We start from the raw sequence: 20397 nt of genomic DNA, 5'->3' as shown, positions 1-20397 counted from the left end.
CATAGGAGCGGCAGCTTGCATTCCGGGAGTCTGCCGCTACTAGCATAGAAGGGCAGTGATCCTATGAAATTAATGAAGAGGCTGAAACAGACAATCGCCGTGCTCTGTACCGTTGTTCTGCTGGCCGCTCCGTTTCCGGGCCAGTCCGCCATTGCGGCGGCGGAGGGAGAGCTTGCGGCGCATAGCGGTACGCATGTTCTGCAGGCGGTGCTCAAGGCGGGCGCAACCGATTGGGCGTATACGGAGCAATCGGTCTCCGGAATAACAGCCAATACCGCCTATACCTTCGGCGTATGGGTAAAAGGCAGCGGGATTGTCACGCTGAAGATGTCGTCGGGCGGCCCGACGGTAGCTTACACCCGGCCCGCAGCAACCGGGGACTGGACCTATCAGTCCATAGATTTCAATTCCGGGACCCGGTCTGGAACGATGGTCTTCTCCATTGTGGACAGCGCGGGAACCGCCTTCCCGCAGAGCCAGGCCGCCGGAACGATGGTTCTGGATGATGCTTTTCTGGGGCTGGCCGGCTCCACGGATAATCTGCTACAGAACGCGGGCTTTGAGCAAGGCTTCAGCGGCTGGAACAAATACGAGAAGGATGTCTTTACGGTAGCGGAAGCCGCTCCGGGGGAGGAGCCCGCTCAGCCCACAGCGCCGCCGGTTAATACAACGGTATATACAGGAACCCACTCGCTGAAGGCGGATCTACAGGGCAAAACAAGCGGTTGGGCCTATGCCACCCAGAAGATCACCGGCATTACTCCGGGCACAGTCTATGAGCTGGGCATGTGGGTGAAGGGCGGCGGGGCCGCCACGCTGAAGCTGTCCAAGGGCTCAAGTTCTGGAAGCGCTTTACAGTATGTGCGCCAAAAAGCGACCGGCAGCTGGGTCTACTGGACAGCGGATTATACCGCCACTTCAGCTGAGGATCTGTATGTATCCATCTATGACAGCGCCGTCTTCTCCGGCTCGGGCTTTACGCAGGCGGAAGCGATGGGCACCATGTACATTGACGATGTATTTTTTGGAGTCAAAGGTGCATCGTCCAATCTTCTGCTGAACTCAAGCTTTGAGGCCGCAGGCGGACTCACGGACTGGATTGTCGCGAATAACAGCTCGCCGGTTGTGTTTGCAGTTGCAGAGGGAACCTCGGAGAACGGTACGCCGGGTCCGAGCAGTACGCCAAGTCCGACCAGCACAGCGGCTCCGAGTAGTACGCCGGTGCAGACCAGTACACCCACCCCGGCTGCTACAGCAACTCCAGCACCAACACCAACCGTAGCACCGACCGTAACACCAACCGTAACGCCAAGCCCATCCGGCTCGCCGCTCCCAAGTGCACCGGTGGACGCAGCGAATATACACAGCGGCAACCGTTCGATGCAGGCGGTGCCCAAAGGCAAGAAGTCTGACTGGAAAACGGTCACGCAGACGGTCAGCGGAATTACCGCGAATACGGATTACACCTTCGGCCTGTGGATGAAGGGCAGCGGCGCGGTAACGGTGAAGACGGCCAAGAGCAATGGTGAGAATCTCCAGTTCATCAGGCCGAAGGCTACAGGCACCTGGACTTATGTAACTGCCAGCTTTAACTCCGGCACGTATTCCGGCTCGCTTGTCTTCTCGATCGCGGACAGTGCGGGAAGTGCCCTGCCCGAAGCGGAAGCTGCGGGTACGATGTATATTGACGATGTCTTCTTCGGAGTAACGGGCGGCGCCAATCTGCTGCTGAACAGCGGCTTTGAGCAGCAGCTCAAATATTGGGGAGGCGATAAGGGAACGGTCTTTACCCGGTATCCCGACCAATCGGATAATCCGCCGGCCGAGCAGTACGAGGGCATTAACAATCTGGGCGTGTATGCCTGGGACCGGAACCCGGACGGGGTAACCGATTTCGGAGACTGGGTTGGCCGGACACCGTATCTGGCGGAGGATTTCCTGGAGCAGAATACATGGTCCGATCTTGAAGGCGGCAACCGCCTGGCTGCCTGGCAGAATACACCTTATGCCGGCAGCATGCTGTGGGCGGCATATCCGTTCCCTAAATCGGGCGGAAGCCTGGCAGAGGCGGCAAGCGGAGCCTATAACGGGCATTACCGGAAGCTCGGGGAGAATCTGATTGCCTCCGGCATGGCGAATGCGACGATCCGCTTCGGGCATGAGTTCAACGGCGGCTGGTATGTCTGGTCGGTCGGAAATGCCAATGATCTGGACCATCTGCAGAAAACCGAGGATTTCGCGGAAAGCTTCCGCCAGTTCGTTAACACGCTGCGCAGCATTCCGGGGCAGCAGTTCAAATTCGTCTGGAATCCGGCCACCGCAATCTGGGGCGTAGACCTGGAAGCGGCCTTCCCGGGCCGGGATTATGTAGACTTCATCGGGATCGACCACTATGACCAGACCTGGACGCAGAGCGGCGGGACCCCGATATACGGGACGGCCTACCAGAATGCCGATCCGGCTGAACGGTTAAGAAGACAGCAGCTGGCCTGGACGGCCGAGGTGAATGACGGCAACTGGGGACTGAATATGATTGCTGCTTTCGCCGAAGATCAGGGGGTTCCGCTTGCGCTCTGTGAATGGGGGCTGGCTGCCCGCTCAGACGGAATGGGCGGGGCGGATAACCCTTATTTCATCCAGCAGATGCATGATTGGATCGAGAACAACAATGTGGCCTGGCATGTATATTTCAACGTCTCGGCCAGCGACGGCGACCATGATCTGTATGACACGGTAGCTTTCCCGCAGTCTTCGGCCAAATTCAGCGAGCTGTGGAATCCGGCCGGTGCGCCGGATACAGCGCCAGCCATTGAGCCTGCGGACATCCCCGGCATCAGCGGGCCGTATGTCCGGATCGAAGGCGAAGACGGCATCCTGACCGGTAGCGTCAACAAGCTTCACGGTGATCCGTGGGCATCCGGCGGAGAATTCGCCGTGATGTACAAATCGGTCAACGCGCTTACCTTCACCAATGCGAACCGGGCGGATAACGGGCTTGCCATTGTCTATCAGGGCTGGCAGTCGGACCAGAAAGCTTCTCTCTACGTCAACGGCGTTCTGGTCAAAGCGGGTATCCTGTTCCCGCAGCACGGGCGCTCCTGGTCACACAGCTACGGCTCTGTCGTCATTCCTGACGTACAGATTCCAGAGGGAGCTACCGTCAAGCTGCAGATCAATCCAAGCGATGAGCTGGACAACTTCGATAATTTCAAGGTCGACTATATTCTGCTGCTGGGAGCCACGGGGACTTATGTCCCCGGCGATCCCGCCGATATCGAAGACGGTTCCCAGGCGGTGAGCGTTCCTTCGCGGACCTCCTTCACCCGCAGCGGGGTATGGGCGCTCACGGCCAATGTCAAAGGCACCGGAGATACCAACGGTTCCAGTTATAGTACGCAGCCTGTGCTTACTGCAGGCAAGAGCTATACCTTCGGCGCCTGGATCAAAGGCTCGGGCAAGATGGCGCTGGTGATACAGAATACTTCAAGCTGGGCGGAGGTGCTTGTGAAGCCCTTCCAGGCCACGGCTGACTGGCAGTATGTCTCGGCCACGTACACGCCTTCCGCCACCGGCCCGTACAACATCAAGCTGGGAGACAGGGACACCAGCGGCAATGCAGGCCGGATCTATATTGACGATGTGAAGCTGGCGGGAACGGAGGACGGGGCTGCCGTAATTGATGAGAATTTCGAGGACGGCGGAACCCATTGGTGGAATCCTGCAAATTTCACGATGACGGATTACTCGCGGAATGCAGGCAGCGCAGATGCCCATAGCGGCAGCTGGGCGCTGAAGGTCAGCAGCGGCGGGGCAGCGGCGGGAGTGGAGACAGCCTTCTCCCCGGCGCTGCACCTGAAGGGCGGCGATGCTTATACCTTCAAGTTCTGGGCGAAGGGCAGCGGCGGTGTCTCGGTACAGCTTCAGAATAAGGATAACCAGCAGCTGCTGGCCGATGAGAGCTTCGCCGTGGCTTCTGCGGGTGTCTGGGAAGAACACAGCTTCACCGTGCAGCCGGCGGCAAGCGGCGACTATACCCTGAAGCTGGGGAGCGGAAGCAGCGGCGGGGTGCTGTACCTCGATGATCTGCTCCTGAACGCCGCAGGCAACAATAATCTGCTGGCTAATCCCGATTTCGAGCTGGGGACGGGATACTGGCAGGAGAATGCAGCATTCACCGTCCTGAATACCAATGAACTGCAGCTGGCGGATGGGCTGATCGACGGGCTGGACAGCCTGGACAAAGTGAAGGAATCCGCCAATATCAAGATCGACAACGCCAATACAGCCTGGTATGGCGGAGATTCCGCGCGGGCTGTCCAGGGCGGGGCGGGCGGCGGCTATCTTCTGTACGAGCTGCCGTCCGGCATCACCTCGGTTTCCATCTCCCTCTATGAAGATGAAGCCAATACGCCAAAGGGGATAGCCGCTTCCGTGTCTGACGGAAGCGGTTTTGAGCCTCTGGCCCTGACTGCCGACACGTATGCCAATGCCGGGAAGACGAATCTTCCGCTCACCGTCTACCAGAGCTATGGCGTTCCGGCAGGCATGACCCTGCTTAAGATCGCCATTCCGGACAGCAGCGGCGCCGGGACTGTGCAGCTGTCGGAGGTTGCAATCAATGCTGTTGCGGCTCCGGTGACGGCAGCGCCGGGAGCCGGGGAGATTACTCCAGGGCAAGCCGTAACTCTTGCCACAAGCGAGAGCGGCGGCAACATTTACTATACGCTCACTGGAAGTGAAGCGAAGCTGCTCTATACCGGGTCAATCACCCTGGACCACTCCGCCACTCTGACCGCCTGGACGGAGGCTGCGGGCAAGCGCAAGAGCATCACCCGTCTGTTCGCTTACGTGAACACGGAAGAGATTGTGGTCGATGCCTACGGGCAGATCCGCACGGCCGAGTTCCCGGGCAAGATTCATAACGACGCGGAATTCGCCGGGGCTGCGCTTGCCGATCAGGCCTATACGGACGGACTTACCGCTCCGGCAGACCGGGATGCTTACGGCGGACTGGCCGGAAGCCAGGCAACCTATCATTTTGGACAGACCGGATACTTCCATATTGAACAGCTGAACGGGAAGTCTGTCATGGTCGACCCGCTCGGCAATCTGTATTTCAACCTGGCTGTGAACGGCACGGGATATGTCGATGAGACCTTCACGGTCGTGAACGGGCGCGAGAACGTCTATGAATGGCTGCCGGCGAAGACCGGACAGTTCCAGACTGCCTATGACGGCAGCGGGAACTTCTCCTTCTATGTGGCGAATCAGATCCGCCGGACCGGACAGCCCTTTAGTCAGGCCCAGTATTCCGCGGACAGCGTGGATTTCGTGAAGTCGCTGGGCTTCACCGGACTCGGCGCCTGGTCCAAGGCCAGCGGTATGCCGTATGTGGACTGGCTGCCCATGCCGAACCTGAAGATCGGGGACAGCGGATTATTCGATATCTTCCACCCCGATATGCTGAACCAGCTGGATACGAGATTCAGTGCGCTCGCGGCGAACACCGGCAATCAGCAGCTGATCGGCTATATGTTCGCCAACGAGCTTCCTTACAACAAGCTGAAGTCCGCCGTTCCGGCGGCGAATGCCTCAACCGGCAGCAAGGTCAGGCTGGTGGAGATGCTCGCGGAGGAGTACGGGACGATTGAGAGCTTCAATACGGCCTGGGCGATGAACGCCGCCAGCTTCGAGGCGCTGAAGAACACTTCTTTTGCCGCCAAGACTGAGCTGGCTACGCAGGATATGGACCATTTTACAGCGCTGTATCTGGATGAGCTCTACAAGCAAATTGCCTTTTACACCAAGAAGTATGACCCGAATCATCTGGCTATGGGTGACCGCTGGCTGGCCGGTGTGATGAATGACAGCAAGCTCCGGGAAGCCCTGGCCCAGTACGCGGGCAAATATATGGATGTGCTGACCTACAATTATTACACCTATGATTTGAACCTGGACATGCTGAAGCATCTGTATGAGCTGGCCGGAGAAACGCCGTTTATCATGACGGAATTCCATTACGGCGATCCGACCACCGGACTGACGTTCGCGGCCCGGATGGCCGAGAATGAGCAGGACAAAGGGCTGATGTACAGCAACTACGTGGAGCAGGCGGCAGCTTCAGGCATTATTGTCGGCGCCAATTGGTTCACCTATCTGGACCAGGCGCCTACGGGCAGATGGTTCCAGGGGCTGAACGGCGAAGCCGGTGCCATCGGGCTGATCAATGTCGCGGGACGGCCGTATCAGGACTTCCTTGAGTCGGTGTCCGGAACCAACGCCAAGATCTATGACATCCTGCTCGGCGACACGACGCCGTATGACCATGTGTTCAAGCCGGGACAGACCGAGCGGACCTCGGACAAGGTATTGTCTGTAGCGAAGGCAGCAATTGCTCCGGTAATCGGTAATTTGGACACGGAATGGACAGGTGCCGCGACTGCTTCGATTACCGATGTCGATCTGGTACTGGGTGTGATGAAGACAGGTGTCGGCGGCCAGATGAGCCTGACTTGGGATGATAATTACTTCTATTTCCGCTCCCATATTGATGATCCCACACCGATGCAGAGCCCGAATGTAATCAAGGGGCTCACCGTGCCGGCGGCCAAGGCCTACCTGTGGGCCGGAGATGCCATCGAGCTGTTCTTCGGGCCGAAGTATGTGGATGAAGGCGGCTCAATGCAGTTCAGCGACAGCCAGATTCTGCTGGCAGCGGCCATGGACGCAAGCGGCAACGCGCAGACGGCCTATTACTGGGCCGGGTATAAGGAGGAGGAGCAGCCGGTCATCGACATGGCGGCCAAGCCGGATGAGGACGGCAAGGGCTATACCCTTGAGGCGCGGATTGCTTTTGCGGATCTGGGAGTTACCGGTCCTTCAGACGGTACGGCCATCCGTTTCGATATGGGCTTCGATGAAGGCGGCGCAGGCGGCCGTGAACGCCAGTTCTACTGGAACGGGGTAGAGAGCAACTCCGCGAACCGGGAGAAATGGGGCAAGATCATTCTCGCGGACGGCGGCACTGCTGCTCCGGCCGGAGTGCCCGGCACGCCGGTGCTTGCTGACAACAACGGCTACGATACAGGATTGGCCGATGGCGATTATCAGGTGACAATGAATATGTGGTGGGGCAACAACGGAGATACCTATAAGCTCTACGAGAACGATGTTCTCATTGATACGCAGACGTTGTCCGCCCATTCTCCGGATGCCCAGACAGCGGTCACGTCCATCAGCGGCAGGAAGAACGGGACTTACCGCTATTACGCGGAGCTGACGAGCCGGGCGGGAACCACAAGAAGCGCTCCTCTGACCGTGGCTGTAACCCAGGCACAGCCCGGCACCCCGGTCCTGAGCCACAACAACTGGGATCAGGACGGCAGCTTTGAGATCAGTATGAATATGTGGTGGGGAACGAACGGCTCCGTGTACAAGCTGTATGAGAATGGCGTGCTTATAGATACTCAGACGCTTGCCCAGCGGACGCCAAATGCCCAGTCTGCCGTGACCAGGGTCCGCGGCAAAGCGCCGGGCAGCTATGAATACCGCTGCGAGCTGATCAACAGCTCGGGGGTGTCAACCAGCCAGATGATCGTTGTCCAGGTTACAAAATAATATTTCACGGCAAAAGTCTATACAATAAGCCGGGAAATTAAAGGATATTCCATGGGGAAATGAAGCGCAAATTGATAGAATGTGGGGGAGTAACAGGGACCCGGCCAGAGCTGCTGGCCGGGTTTCCCACATATTAGGGGGTTTGAGAACATGGCAGAAATTATTGGCAGCGCATTGCCGAACATTCCGTGGCAGGACAAGCCGGACGGAATTCAGGATGTAGTCTGGAGACATAACGCCAATCCGATTGTGGACTGGAATCCCATTCCGGCCGCTTCGCGGATCTTTAACAGTGCGGTAATTCCCTACGAAGGCGGATTTATCGGGGTGTTCCGCGCCGAGCATAAGCATGGCATGCCCAATCTGCATCTGGGACGGTCGGAGGACGGGCTGAAGTGGGAGATCGAGCATGAAGCCATTGTCTGGAAGGATGAGGCGGGTGAGCCTTACCAGCCGAATTATGCCTACGATCCCCGGGTGGTGCAGATTGAAGATATGTACTACATCATCTGGTGTACGGATTTCGGCGGTGCGGCTCTGGGGCTTGGCATGACCCGGGATTTCCGGGAGTTTGTCCGGCTGGAGAATCCGTTCATTCCTTTTAACCGCAACGGCGTACTGTTTCCCCGGACAATCAATGGAAAGTACGTGCTGCTCAGCCGTCCCAGCGACAGCGGGCATACCCCGTTCGGCGACATTTATCTGAGCGAGAGCCCGGATATGGTCCATTGGGGACACCACCGGAAGGTCATGTCCAAGGCTGCCGCCGGCTGGTGGCAGGATGTGAAGATCGGAGGCGGACCTGCGCCGATTGAAACGTCGGAGGGCTGGCTGATCTTGTACCATGGCGTCGTCGGCACCTGCAACGGGCTGGTCTACAGCATGGGAGCGGCGATACTCGATCTGGACATCCCTTCCAAGGTGCTGTACCGGACAAGGGATTATTTGCTGACCCCGGAGAAAAATTACGAAGCGGTCGGGTTCGTCCCGAACGTGGTCTTCCCCTGTGCAACGCTGCAGGATGCGGCAACCGGGCGGATTGCCATCTACTACGGGGCGGCGGACACCTATGTGGCCGTGGCCTATACCACCATTCAAGAGCTGATCCCATATATCAAGGCGAATTCCGCGCTTGCTCCGGGTGACGGCATCGACTTCAGATAAGGAGCTGCAACGAAATTAGTACCCGCTTTTGTTGACGAAATCTCCACGGGTTTGGGAGTTTTGTCAACAATTTAGCGGTACTTTATTTCGTCGCAGTCTCTAAGCAGAAATTCTTATATTTTAAAGAAAAGGGGGCTGGAGCACCATGGCTGGCTTCGGCAATTTCACAGAGAACGGCTCAGAGTTTGTATTTACCGGCACGCAGACTCCGCGGCCTATGCTGAACTATATTTGGAACCCGCGGATACTGTCGGGTGTTAACCATTTCGGCGGGGGGGACGGGGCTTATGGCGCACGGAGTGCCGCCTATATCGACCCGGAGGGAAGAGGGCGCTCAAGCCTGTTCCGCGGCGGCAACCGCTATTTCTATATCCGTGACGCGGAGACGGGTGAATTCTGGAATCCGGGCTGGTACCCGGTTAAGCGGACGCTGGACCGCTATTCCTGCACCCACGGGCTGGGGTATACCCGGCTGGAGGGGGCTTACGGCGGAATTGCCGCCGGTGCCAGAGTATTCGTCAATGCGGAGGATCCGGTGGAAATCTGGACGGTGACCCTCACGAACGAAAGCCCGCGTGAACGGGAGATTAAGGTCTATTCCTTCGTGGAATTCTCACTGGAAGGCTATGCAAGGTACAGTGAATATAACTCCTATGTCTACTGCGATTATCTGGCAGAGGACGACATTATTGTCGCGCACAACCATGCCCAGGAGCGGCCGCATGAATGGTTCGATGGCTTCGCGGCGGCGAGCGTGAAGCCGACAGGCTACGAGACGGGGAAGCGGGCGTTTCTGGGGAACTACGGCGATACCGACAGTCCCGGGAGCGTAGTCCGCGGAGCCTGCTCGAATTCACTGGCCGCCTGTGAGGATATGGTCGGCGTGCTGGAGCATACCTTCACCCTGAAGCCAGGGGAGGAGGTTACATATCATACCCTCTGGGGAGCGGCCGATGGCAATGAGACGGCACGGGAGCTGACCCGTAAGCTGCTGGCACCCGGCAGGATCGAAGATGATTTCGCGCGGCTGTTGGCGGAGAAGACAGCGATGACGGAGGATATTGCCGTGCAGACGCCGCTGGCCAAGGTGAATCACATCACCAATATGTGGGTCAAGCAGCAGGTGCTGCTCTGTGCCGAGGCCGGCAGAGCCACAGGCAAGGGCTTCCGCGACCAATTGCAGGATGCCTGGGCGGTGTCCGCTTTTCTCCCGGGATTGGCCAAGGAGAAGATCAGGGAGACCCTGAAGTATCAATACAAGGACGGGAAATGTGTCCGGGGCTGGCTTCCGCTGGACCCGCATATTTATTCCGACGGTCCGGTGTGGATTGCGCCGACGGTGAATGCCTATCTCAAGGAAACCGGCGATTATGCCTTCCTGCAGGAGCAGGTGCCTTATCTGGATGAAGGGGCTGGTACGGTCTGGGAGCATATGCTGACAGCGGTCCGGTATTCCTCCGGGGATCTCGGGGAGCACTCGCTGGTGCTTGCCCATGACGGCGACTGGAACGACTCGCTGAACGGGATCGGAACGGGCGGCAAGGGCGAAAGCGTCTGGACCTCGATTGCCCTGTATCATGCGCTGAACGAAACTGCGGAATTGGCCCGCGAAGTGATTCGGGATGAAGGGCTTGCCCGGGAGCTGCTGGAGCTTGCCGTACGGATTAAGGAAGCGGTGAATGCTAACGGCTGGGACGGGGACTGGTACCTTGCGGCTTACAATGACCATGGGGAGAAGGTCGGCTCCCATACGGAACAGGAGGGCAGCATTTACCTGAACAGCCAGACCTGGGCGGTCATGTCGGGACTGGCTGAAGGCGAACGTGCCGGCCAGTGCCTGCAGGCGGTGGATAACAAGCTGGACTCCCCTTATGGACCGCTTACCCTCTCGCCTCCTTATACGGAATACAATGCCTCCATCGGCCGCTTAACCGGCTTCGTTCCCGGCATCTGGGAGAACGGAACGCCTTACTGCCATGGGGGAACGTTCAAGATTGTTGCCGACTGCGTGGCGGGAAGAGGCAATGAAGCTTTTGACACTTACAGTAAAATACTGCCCGACAGCGCCGCCAACCCTTCGGATCATTCCGGGTGCGAGCCTTATGCGTTCACGAATATGTACTTCGGCCCGGCGAATCCGCGGGCCGGAGAGACGGCATTTGCCTGGGTAACAGGTACGGCAGGCTGGATGTTCCGCGCGGTGACCCAATATATGCTCGGCTTCTATCCGGGCTACGACAGTATTAGGATTCGTCCCTGCATTCCTGAGGACTGGGAAGAATGCTCCATGAAGCGGGTCTACAGAGGTGATACCTATCTGCTGACCATCCGCAACAAGAACCGGGAGCAGTGCGGGCTGAAGCGGCTCACGATTGACGGCAAGGAGATTGCCGGGGACGTCTTCCCTATTTTTGGAGACGGCCTGACGCATACTGTAGAGGTGGATATGTAGAGACTGCGGGCAGCTCCATAGTGCCGCAACTTTATAGAATAGCACCAGAAATTGAAGGATTGCCTTCTACTGATAACGGTATCGTTTCTTTACAATAAAGATACAACAGACAGAAGAAGGTGATAGATTTGAGCAGAAGCGAAATCTCGCTGGGCCATCAGCAGGGGGTCAAGACGGGGGCCGGCGGACGGCGCTGGCGGCTGATTCGCGGCAATCTCGATATGTATGCACTGCTGCTTCCCGGGCTTGCCTTTTTATTATTGTTCAAATACACGCCGATGTACGGCATCCTGATTGCCTTTCAGGATTTCAACATTTTCGGCGGTATTGGGGGAAGCGATTGGGTCGGGCTGGCGCAGTTCGAGAAGCTGATTCATTCCAGCGATTTCATGAATGTGCTGATCAACACGCTGGTCATCAGCCTGTACAAGATCGTCATATTATTTCCAATTCCGGTATTGATCGCTTTGCTGCTGAATGAAGTGAAGCGGATGTTCTTCAAACGTACGATCCAGACGGTCATTTATCTGCCCCATTTTCTCTCGTGGGTCATCATCTCCGGATCGTTCATCACCATTCTCTCCCCGGCGGGCGGGCTGGTTAATGAGATCATCCGCAGCTTCGGCGGGCATCCGGTCTCCTTCCTGACCGACAACCAGTTCTTCCGCAGCGTCATTGTCTTCACGGCAGGCTGGAAGGAAACCGGCTGGAATGCCATCGTCTTCATCGCCGCCATTGCGGGCATTGAGCAGGAGCAGTATGAAGCGGCAGCCATCGACGGTGCGGGCCGGATCAGACAGATGATCTCGATCACCCTTCCGGGTATTCTGCCCACCGTTGTGCTGATGTTCATCCTGCGCATCGGCAGCCTGCTGGAAGCGGGGACGGAACAGATTCTCACCATGTATAATCCGCTGGTCTACCAGACGGGGGATGTAATCGGAACCTATGTGTACCGCCTCGGGCTGGGGCAGCAGGATTACAGCTTCAGTACAGCGGTCGGATTATTCAATTCCGTCGTCGGCTTTGTGCTGGTGTTGTCCGGCAACATGCTCAGCCGCAAATTCTTGAACCGCAGCATCTGGTAAGGGAGGAGAAGTGTGAACATGCGCAGCAAAACAATCGGCAGTCTGTGCTTTGATGCCGGAATCTATCTCTTTTTGACCGCGATGGGACTGATCACTCTGCTCCCGTTCGCCAATGTGCTCTCTAAGTCGGTAAGCGAGGAGTGGGCGATAACCTCGGGTAAGGTCGGCATTTTCCCGGTAGGGTTCCAGCTGGATACGATGAAATTCGTCGTCACCTCCAGCCAGTTCCTGCATTCCCTGCTGATCTCAGTCATTGTCACGCTTGTAGGAACGCTATTATCGCTGCTGATCACCGCCATGACGGCCTATCCGCTGTCCAAACGGGAGCTTCCCGGCTCCGGCATTCTGATCGTCATGTTCATCTTCACGATGATGTTCAGCGGCGGCATTATTCCGAATTATCTGCTGATCCGCCAGCTTGGCCTGATCAATCATCTGGGCTCGCTGATTCTGCCGGCGCTGATTAATGTATTCAACATGCTGGTGATCAAAAGCTACTTCGAGAGCCTCCCGGAAAGCCTGGAGGAATCGGCCAAGCTCGAAGGGGCGCGGAATTATACGATCCTGTTCCGGATTATTCTGCCGCTCAGCGCTCCGGTGCTGGCCACGATCGGATTGTTCTATGCCGTATCGTTCTGGAATGACTATTTCAATCCGATGCTGTATATTAACAGCTCCAACTTGAAACCGCTTCAGCTATACCTGCAGGATATCGTCATGAACGCCGACAGCTCCTCCCTCAACCGGAGTGCCGATGATCTGATGAATGTTCCGGCGGAAGGCGTCCGGGCCGCGACTGTTATCGCCTCGACCGTGCCGATTCTGCTGGTGTATCCGTTCCTGCAAAAGTATTTCATCAAGGGTGTGCTGATCGGCTCCGTCAAGGGTTGATCAGACTTCCCGATTCAAGCTTCAAATCCAAAATAGGAAAATCACAAGTTCAATCTATATAGAATATATCTTTCAGGAGGGTCTCATATGAGAAAAATTAGCAAAACGGCCGCACTGGCCGCAGTGACCATGCTGCTGGCATCATCCCTGGCAGCCTGCTCGTCGAACAACGGCAACAATAATGCCGCAGGCACAGCGAATGCACCGGACAATTCCGGCACACCGGCTACGGCAGCCGCCGAGTCCAAGCCGGACCTTAAACGGCTGAGCATCTGGCAAAGCGAGGACTACAATACCTATCCGGTAGCAGCGATGCTGCAGGAGAAGACCGGCTACAAAGTGTCGTACGACATGCTGCCGCAGGACAAATGGGGCGAGAAGCTCAACCTGATTATGTCCTCCGGGGAGCCGTATGATGTGGTTACCACCTACAATGACATGGCGCTCTATTCCGATTATGCGCAAAAAGGCGCACTGGTCGATCTGACGCCGCTCATTGATGAATACGGTCCCAATATCAAAAAAGCGATCTCCCAGGAGTCGCTGGATGCGCTGAAGATCGACGGCAAGCTGTACGCCATCCCTGTAGTGGTTACCTATAAAGTAAACAGCAGCATCCTGATCCGTACGGACTGGCTGGATAAGCTGGGGCTGAAGATGCCGACGACCACCGACGAGCTGACCGCCGTTCTGAAGGCGTTCAAGGAGAAGGACCCGGGCGGCAATGGCGACCAGAACGTGTCGCTGACGATCCGCGGCGACCTGCCGATGCTGGATAACCTGGTCGGCGCGTTCGGCATGCCAAATACGTGGAATGATGTGGACGGCCAGCTGGTGCCGCGCCTGCTAGACCCGGCGTATAAGGACTACATTACCTATACCGCAGACCTCTACAAGCAAGGGCTGCTGGACAAGGAATTCGTCGTGAACAAGGACGCCACTGCCAAAGAGAAGTTCACCAGCGGCAAAGCTGGAGCGATTATCGTCCACTGGGCCGATATCGGCGGCATCTCCGATGCCCTGACGAAGAACATCCCGGATGCGAAGTTCGCCTTCGTCTCGGCGCTGAAGGGACCGTCGGGGGAAGCGGGCTTCTCGGGCAATGCCGGATTCGACCGTCTGACCTTCGTGCCGAAGGCGTCGAAGCACCCGGAAGATGCGGTGAAGTGGATCAATGCAACCTTGGAGCCGGAAACGTTCAAGAATCTGGCGATCGGGGAAGAAGGCAAGACATACACGTTCGAGAACGGGGCGTACCTGCCGATTCTGCCGGCCTTCAACGACGAGCGCAACCTGTCGAACAACTATATGTCGGGCACGGACGAACAGAACTATCCGCTGTACTGGCAGGCGCGGGCCCGGAAGAATCCGGTGCAGTTCGCCGCGTTCGACAGCCTGAACAACCAGCTGCCGGATGAATACAAGATCCAGAATATTCTGGGGCTGGCGCCGTACATGCCGGAATATGCGAAGAACAATCTGCAGCTGGAATCGATGGCGGGTGATTACACCATTAAGCTGATCGCCGGAGCGGATACGCTGGACGGACTGGCAGACTTCCAGGCGAAGTACAAGGCAGCCGGGGAAGAAGCAAGTGCGAAGGAAATCAATGACTGGTACGCAACTGTAAGCAAATAAATCATAGGAGCGGCAGCTTGAATTACGGGAGCTTGCCGCTTCCTTTCCATGAAGGGAGACGGAAAATTTGAATAACCCGGAATATTCGTTTCAGCGGCAGGTTCAGACAGTGCTGCATGCTGAGGTTATTGTCATAGGCGGCGGCCCTGCGGGTACGGCGGCGGCAATCAGTGCGGCAAGATGCGGCAAGCAGGTGGTGCTGCTGGAGAAATCGGCGCAGCTCGGCGGGATGGGAACCCTGGCGAATGTCAGCGTATTTATGCCAATCGGGAATGTGACCGGAATCTACCGCGAGATCATCGCGGAGATGCTGGCAGAATCTTTACCGCAGGGGCATGATGAGTCGATTGCGCCACAGTATTCGCCTTTTCTGATGCGGCAGTATATGAATGAGAAAATGAAAAAAGAGCAAGTGCAGGTATACTACCATGCCGAGTTTGTGGGAACGGTGCAGGAGGGCGGTAGGATCAAGGCGGTCATTGTCTCCACCCGGGAAGGACTGAAGGCTTTTGAAGGCGAGCAGTTCATTGACTGTACGGGTGATGCAAGAGTAGCCATTGAAGCGGGAGTCCCTTATCACTCGGGCAGAGAAGAGGACGGACTGACTCAGCCAATGACCCTGATGTTCATGATGCAGAATACCGGCAAGCCGGTGATCCCGTTCCTTCCGGAAGGCTGCTATGAATACAAGGAGCTGGCTGATCTGCCGCAAGGGCGCGAGCTCTACTGGGAGCAGAACGGCGACGGTACACTGCTTGTAAATATGTCGCGTGTGAAGGCGAACGGAGCTAAAATAGAAGAGGTAAATTACGCGGAGACGGAGGCGCTCCGGCAGGTGTTCTCGATTGTGAATTATTTGCAGAGAAACGGCTTCGGGACGTATGCACTCTCGCATGTTGCCCCGCAGACCGGGGTCCGGGAGAGCAATCAGATTGAGGGAATCTACACGCTGACTGAGCAGGATGTGGTCAGCGGAGCCCGGTTCCCGGATGTGGTCGCACAGACCAACTATGAAATTGATATTCATAGCCCCGACGGAGCGGGGACGACCGATGAACGGGCCATCAGCGGGTATGATATTCCTTACCGGTGTATGGTGCCGGAGCAGGTCGTGAATCTGCTGGTGGCCGGACGGCCGATATCGGCTACACATGTGGCTATGTCCTCCATGCGCATGCAGGCTACCTGCTACGCGCTTGGCCAGGCGGCAGGCGCTGCGGCCGCGATCTCGCTGGATGAGTCTGTGCCGCTGCGGGATGTCCCGGCCGATAAGCTGCATGAGGCACTGAAGCGGCAGGATGTGCGTTTTATAAGTTAACAATAACTATATAGATTGAACTGAAGAACTTCACGCAAGATTTCACATCACTCTGTGAATATGGGACTTCATGGTGGCTGCTGTTGCCGCGGGGTATCCTCGATTCATCCGCTTTCCGGGCAGTGATCAGGTAGATTTTCATAAAATCTTGCACATAATACAACATTCTCTTCATTAAATCAGCCCAAATCCGAAATTGTTGTAGAAACTGCAGGATTTCACCTATTTCAAACGAATTTGCTGGAGGATTCTTGTATTTTATACAACAATCCTCCCGAACATCGGACTATATATGAACTCAAGTTGCAAAACGTACAACATTTATGTCTACATTGATTATTTAAAAGTCAACACACTGCCAGTAACGGATCAAGTGTAAGGTATTGACGTATTCCGCCAGGCCCACACAATTAGATTCTGAAGTTCAATCTATATAAGTACTAATGTAGATAAAATGAACTTAAAAACTACCCCAAAAAAGCAAAGGTACGGAGGGGAATTTTGGAACTGTAGGAGCGACTGCGTACGCCTGAAAGCTTTCCGCAGGAAAGCCCGCTTCGGAAGCATCAGCAGTCATCGGATTTCCACCGCGATCAGCGTTACAAATTCAAGAAATCCGGGGACAACAGCGGCCGGAAGTCCGAATATTCACCGCAGTGGCGACTGATTCTTGACTCTATATCTCAAGTTCAATCTACATAAAGGAGGACGGGGCTGTGTACAAACTGCTAATTGTGGATGATGAGCCGACGGTTCGCTTCGGCTTGCGCTCCTATTTCAACTGGTCCTCGTACGGTATTGAAGTGATTGGTGAGGCGGATGACGGGGATGTGGCCTTTGAGGTGATCGAGAAGGAGCAGCCGGATATTGTGCTGACCGATGTCCGTATGCCCAAGATGGACGGGATTACGCTGTCCCGGCATATCCATGCCGGGTATCCCCGGACGAAGATTATCTTCGTCAGCGGCCATGATGATGCGGATTATCTGAAATCGGCGCTTAAGGTAAGCGCGGTCGATTACATCTTCAAGCCGGTGAATCTGGAGGAACTCAGCGCGGTCATCCGGCGTGTGGTCAGCCATCTCGATGCCGAGCGGGCGGAGCACAGATTCAAGGTGGACATGCAGAGCAAGCTCAAGGAAGGGATGCCGCTGCTGCGGGAGAAGTTTCTGCTGTCCCTGATCAGCACAGGTGCCCCCCGGCAAGGCCTGGGTGAACGGCTGCAGTTCCTCGGTCTGAATCTGCCGCTTACTGTCGTGTACTGGGTGATCGTAATTTCTGTCGATGATCTCGCAGAGGTCACAGGGAGCCGTTCGGAGACGGATCAGCAGCTGTTGTGGTATTCCGTGCTGAATATCTGCCAGGAGCTGATCGGCCAGCATCTTACCGGCTATGCCTTTGAGCACCGGAACGGGGAGTTCGTCGGCATTCTGCGGGAGAATCCGGAGGACGGCGGCGCTGCGGACAACGCGGAAGCGCTGCTGGAGCTGGCGGGGGATATTCTCGGCAATCTGGAGAAATGGCTGAAGATCAGCGTCACCATCGGCATCAGCGAGCGGGTGACCGGCCTTCCCGGGCTGGTTCATTCCTATAAGCAGGCGCGTGAAGCGGCCGATCATAAATGGTATTTGGGCAAAAACCGCATTATCACCATGGACAGCCTGGAGAATCCCGAGTCGGAGCCGGCCAGCTTCACTAGATACGATCCAGATCATAGCGAGCAGCTGCTGTCGGCACTGAAGGCGGCTGATCCGGACCGGATGCGCGAGGTGCTGGACCAGCTGTTCACGGATTTGAACCGGGGCCGCCGTGACGGGCTTAAATACGGGCGCAACATCTGCCTGCAGATTGTCCTCGCGGTCGGGCAGCTGCTGCTGGAGCTGAATGCCGGATCTCCCGAGCTGGAGGCGGCGGAAGCCCGGTTATGGGAGACTCTGTTCGAGCAGGAGACGCTTGGCGAGATGCGGGAGCTGATTGAAGCTCATCTCAGCAGTGTCTGCGCGCGTATCCGCGAGAAGCGGACCGGCAAAGTAGCCAATCTGATCGAAAGGGTGCGCGAGATCATCAAGCAAAGATATGCGGACGGGGCATTGACGGTAACGGACATTGGCAAGGAGGTCTATCTGACGCCAACCTATGTCAGTCTGCTATTCAAGCAGGAGACCGGGCAGACGATCAACGAATTCCTGACACAGATCCGGGTGGAGAAGGCGAAGGAGCTGCTGCGCGATCCGCAGTACAAATTCTATGATATCTGTTATGCCATCGGCTATACGGACCCGAGCTATTTCACCAAGCTGTTCAAAAAAGCCACGGGAGTTACACCGAGCGCATACCGGGACAGCCATGCGTAGGGCAGCCGTAAGCCTCTGGCGCCTGTTGTCCTCAGCCTTCGGCTCGGCTGTAAGCCTGGCCCGCCGCATCCGGATTCCCCGGCAGTGGCTGCTCGCCTATCTGCTGCTGATTGTCGTTCCGGCGGGAATCTTCCTGTATGGCTATTACGAGCGTTCGGCCTCCATTCTGAAGAGCGAAGTGATCCGGACCATGCAGCAGGCGCTGAAGCAGGCGGGAAGCAATCTGTCTTACCGCCTGGAGCATATCTACGATATCAGCAATGCGGCTTTTATGAACCCGAACCTCCACTCGTACCTCTCCGTCGGCGCCGATGACCAGTCGATGGAGATTCAGCTGCAGGTCATTAAGGACCTGAGGTTCCTGGTTGATACGGTACAGTCGAACTCCGATGTCTTCCATGTGCGGCTGTATGTCGATCAATCGAAGCTGTATGCGGGTGAGAAAATCAATTTCTTCTCGCTGGACAGCCTGAAGAACAAGGCCTGGTACACCCCCGTCATTGAGGCCAACGGAGGCATTGTGCCGATTGGGGATTACGAGGAATCTTTTCTCGATATCGGGAAGGCCCGCGTGTTCTCGTTCGCCCGCATGCTGCGTGATCCGGACCGGTACGATAAGGTATCCGGCGTGCTGATGATTGATGTACAGGAGAAGATGGTGGCGGATATTCTGTCCGCGCTGCAATTTGCGCCGGGCACGCAGGTCTACCTGACGGACGCGGATGGAACGATTGTCTATCATCCTGACCGCGCCATAATCGGTACGAAGATTGCTCCTGCCATTCTGGAGGATATGAAGCTTAGCAGTGAGGGCAGCTCCACGCTGAAGATAGGCACGGAGGTCAACGATGTGATGTATACGACGCTGCAGCCCACCGGCTGGAGGCTGGTCGCGCAGGGAACGGAATCCCAGCTGTCTCGCCGCGCCGTGGAGCTGACGCAGCGGTCGGAATGGACCTCGCTGATGGAGTATGTGGCGCTGTTCCTGATTCTGCCCTTTGTGCTGCTCGCGATCATTGTCCGCGGAATGAACCGCAGAGTCATGCAGGTCATTACCGTCATCCGCAAGGAGGGAAGTGACGGGCTGATTGAGCTTCCTCCGGTCAACGGCGATTTTCATATGCTGGAGCGGAGTGTCGATCATCTGATTCTCCGGGTGCGGACACTGGTCGAGGAGAAGTACCGGGCCGAGATTCATGAACGCGAGGCCCAGCTGCAGGCGCTGCAGGCCCAGATTAATCCGCATTTCCTCTACAATACGCTGGATACGATCAATTGGATTGCCATCGGCAAAGGGGCAACCGACATCAGCCAGATGATCGACAGCCTGGCCAAATATTTCCGGCTCAGCCTTAACAAGGGCCGGAGCATCGTCAGCGTGGAGGATGAGCTGAGCCTGGCCGCCGTCTATCTGAAGATCCAGCAGAGCCGGTTTGTGGATGCGTTCGGCTTCGTGCTGGATAGCGAGCCCGGACTGAGTGTCTATCAGATGCCGAAGCTGATCCTGCAGCCGATTGTCGAGAATGCGCTTTTGCACGGAATCCTGAAGTCCAAAGACAAACGCGGAACGATTACAATCTCTGTGAGAGAGGAAGACGGCGATCTGATCTTCCAGGTATCCGACGACGGAATCGGCATGGAAGAGGAGCAGGCGCGCCAGCTGCTGATGGAGGAGCCGCATGAGACGAAGCCTGATTCCACCGGCAGCTCCTACGGGTTGTATAACGTGAATGAGCGCATTAGGCTCTATGCCGGGAATCAGTATGGAATCAGCATCGCGTCTAAGCCCGGCGCCGGTACTACGGTTACGGTGCGCCTGAAGGCAGAGCGGGCCAAGGGACTGGTCTGATGCCACAATACAGCAGTACAAACAGG

At 56.6% G+C, this 20397-nt stretch carries 9 protein-coding genes; all 9 read left to right on the top strand.

The window, feature by feature from the left end; all coding sequences use genetic code 11:
* Nucleotides 1-63 precede the first annotated feature (63 nt).
* The gene (locus PBOR_RS27715; RefSeq protein WP_042217099.1) at nucleotides 64-7617 is read left to right on the top strand and encodes a carbohydrate binding domain-containing protein; all 7554 of its coding nucleotides are present in this window, start codon (nucleotides 64-66) and stop codon (nucleotides 7615-7617) included.
* A 150-nt stretch (nucleotides 7618-7767) separates the two neighbouring features.
* Nucleotides 7768-8781, top strand: coding sequence for a glycoside hydrolase family 130 protein (locus tag PBOR_RS27710; RefSeq protein ID WP_042217098.1), 1014 nt, complete (start codon nucleotides 7768-7770; stop codon nucleotides 8779-8781).
* 145 nt (nucleotides 8782-8926) lie between these two features.
* On the top strand, nucleotides 8927-11233 hold the full coding sequence (locus PBOR_RS27705; RefSeq protein WP_042217097.1) for a GH36-type glycosyl hydrolase domain-containing protein: 2307 nt from the start codon (nucleotides 8927-8929) through the stop codon (nucleotides 11231-11233).
* Between the two features lie 221 nt (nucleotides 11234-11454).
* Nucleotides 11455-12321 carry an ABC transporter permease gene (locus tag PBOR_RS27700; RefSeq protein WP_081972418.1) on the top strand — a complete coding sequence of 289 codons (867 nt, stop codon included), beginning with the start codon at nucleotides 11455-11457 and terminating at the stop codon, nucleotides 12319-12321.
* Between the two features lie 18 nt (nucleotides 12322-12339).
* On the top strand, nucleotides 12340-13212 hold the full coding sequence (locus PBOR_RS27695; RefSeq protein WP_052429660.1) for a carbohydrate ABC transporter permease: 873 nt from the start codon (nucleotides 12340-12342) through the stop codon (nucleotides 13210-13212).
* A gap of 87 nt (nucleotides 13213-13299) precedes the next feature.
* The gene (locus tag PBOR_RS27690) at nucleotides 13300-14850 is read left to right on the top strand and encodes an extracellular solute-binding protein (RefSeq protein ID WP_042217096.1); all 1551 of its coding nucleotides are present in this window, start codon (nucleotides 13300-13302) and stop codon (nucleotides 14848-14850) included.
* A 67-nt stretch (nucleotides 14851-14917) separates the two neighbouring features.
* Nucleotides 14918-16168 carry an FAD-dependent oxidoreductase gene (locus tag PBOR_RS27685; RefSeq protein WP_042217095.1) on the top strand — a complete coding sequence of 417 codons (1251 nt, stop codon included), beginning with the start codon at nucleotides 14918-14920 and terminating at the stop codon, nucleotides 16166-16168.
* A gap of 716 nt (nucleotides 16169-16884) precedes the next feature.
* Nucleotides 16885-18522, top strand: coding sequence for a response regulator (locus PBOR_RS27680; protein WP_042217094.1), 1638 nt, complete (start codon nucleotides 16885-16887; stop codon nucleotides 18520-18522).
* Complete coding sequence (locus PBOR_RS27675; RefSeq protein ID WP_042217093.1) at nucleotides 18515-20371, top strand: sensor histidine kinase; 1857 nt, start codon at nucleotides 18515-18517, stop codon at nucleotides 20369-20371. The genes PBOR_RS27680 and PBOR_RS27675 overlap by 8 nt, the downstream gene beginning before the upstream one ends.
* The last annotated feature ends 26 nt before the right edge of the window (nucleotides 20372-20397 follow it).

This window comes from Paenibacillus borealis, assembly GCF_000758665.1.
Lineage (GTDB): Bacteria > Bacillota > Bacilli > Paenibacillales > Paenibacillaceae > Paenibacillus_AQ > Paenibacillus_AQ borealis.
This window is presented reverse-complemented; position numbering and strand designations above follow the sequence as displayed.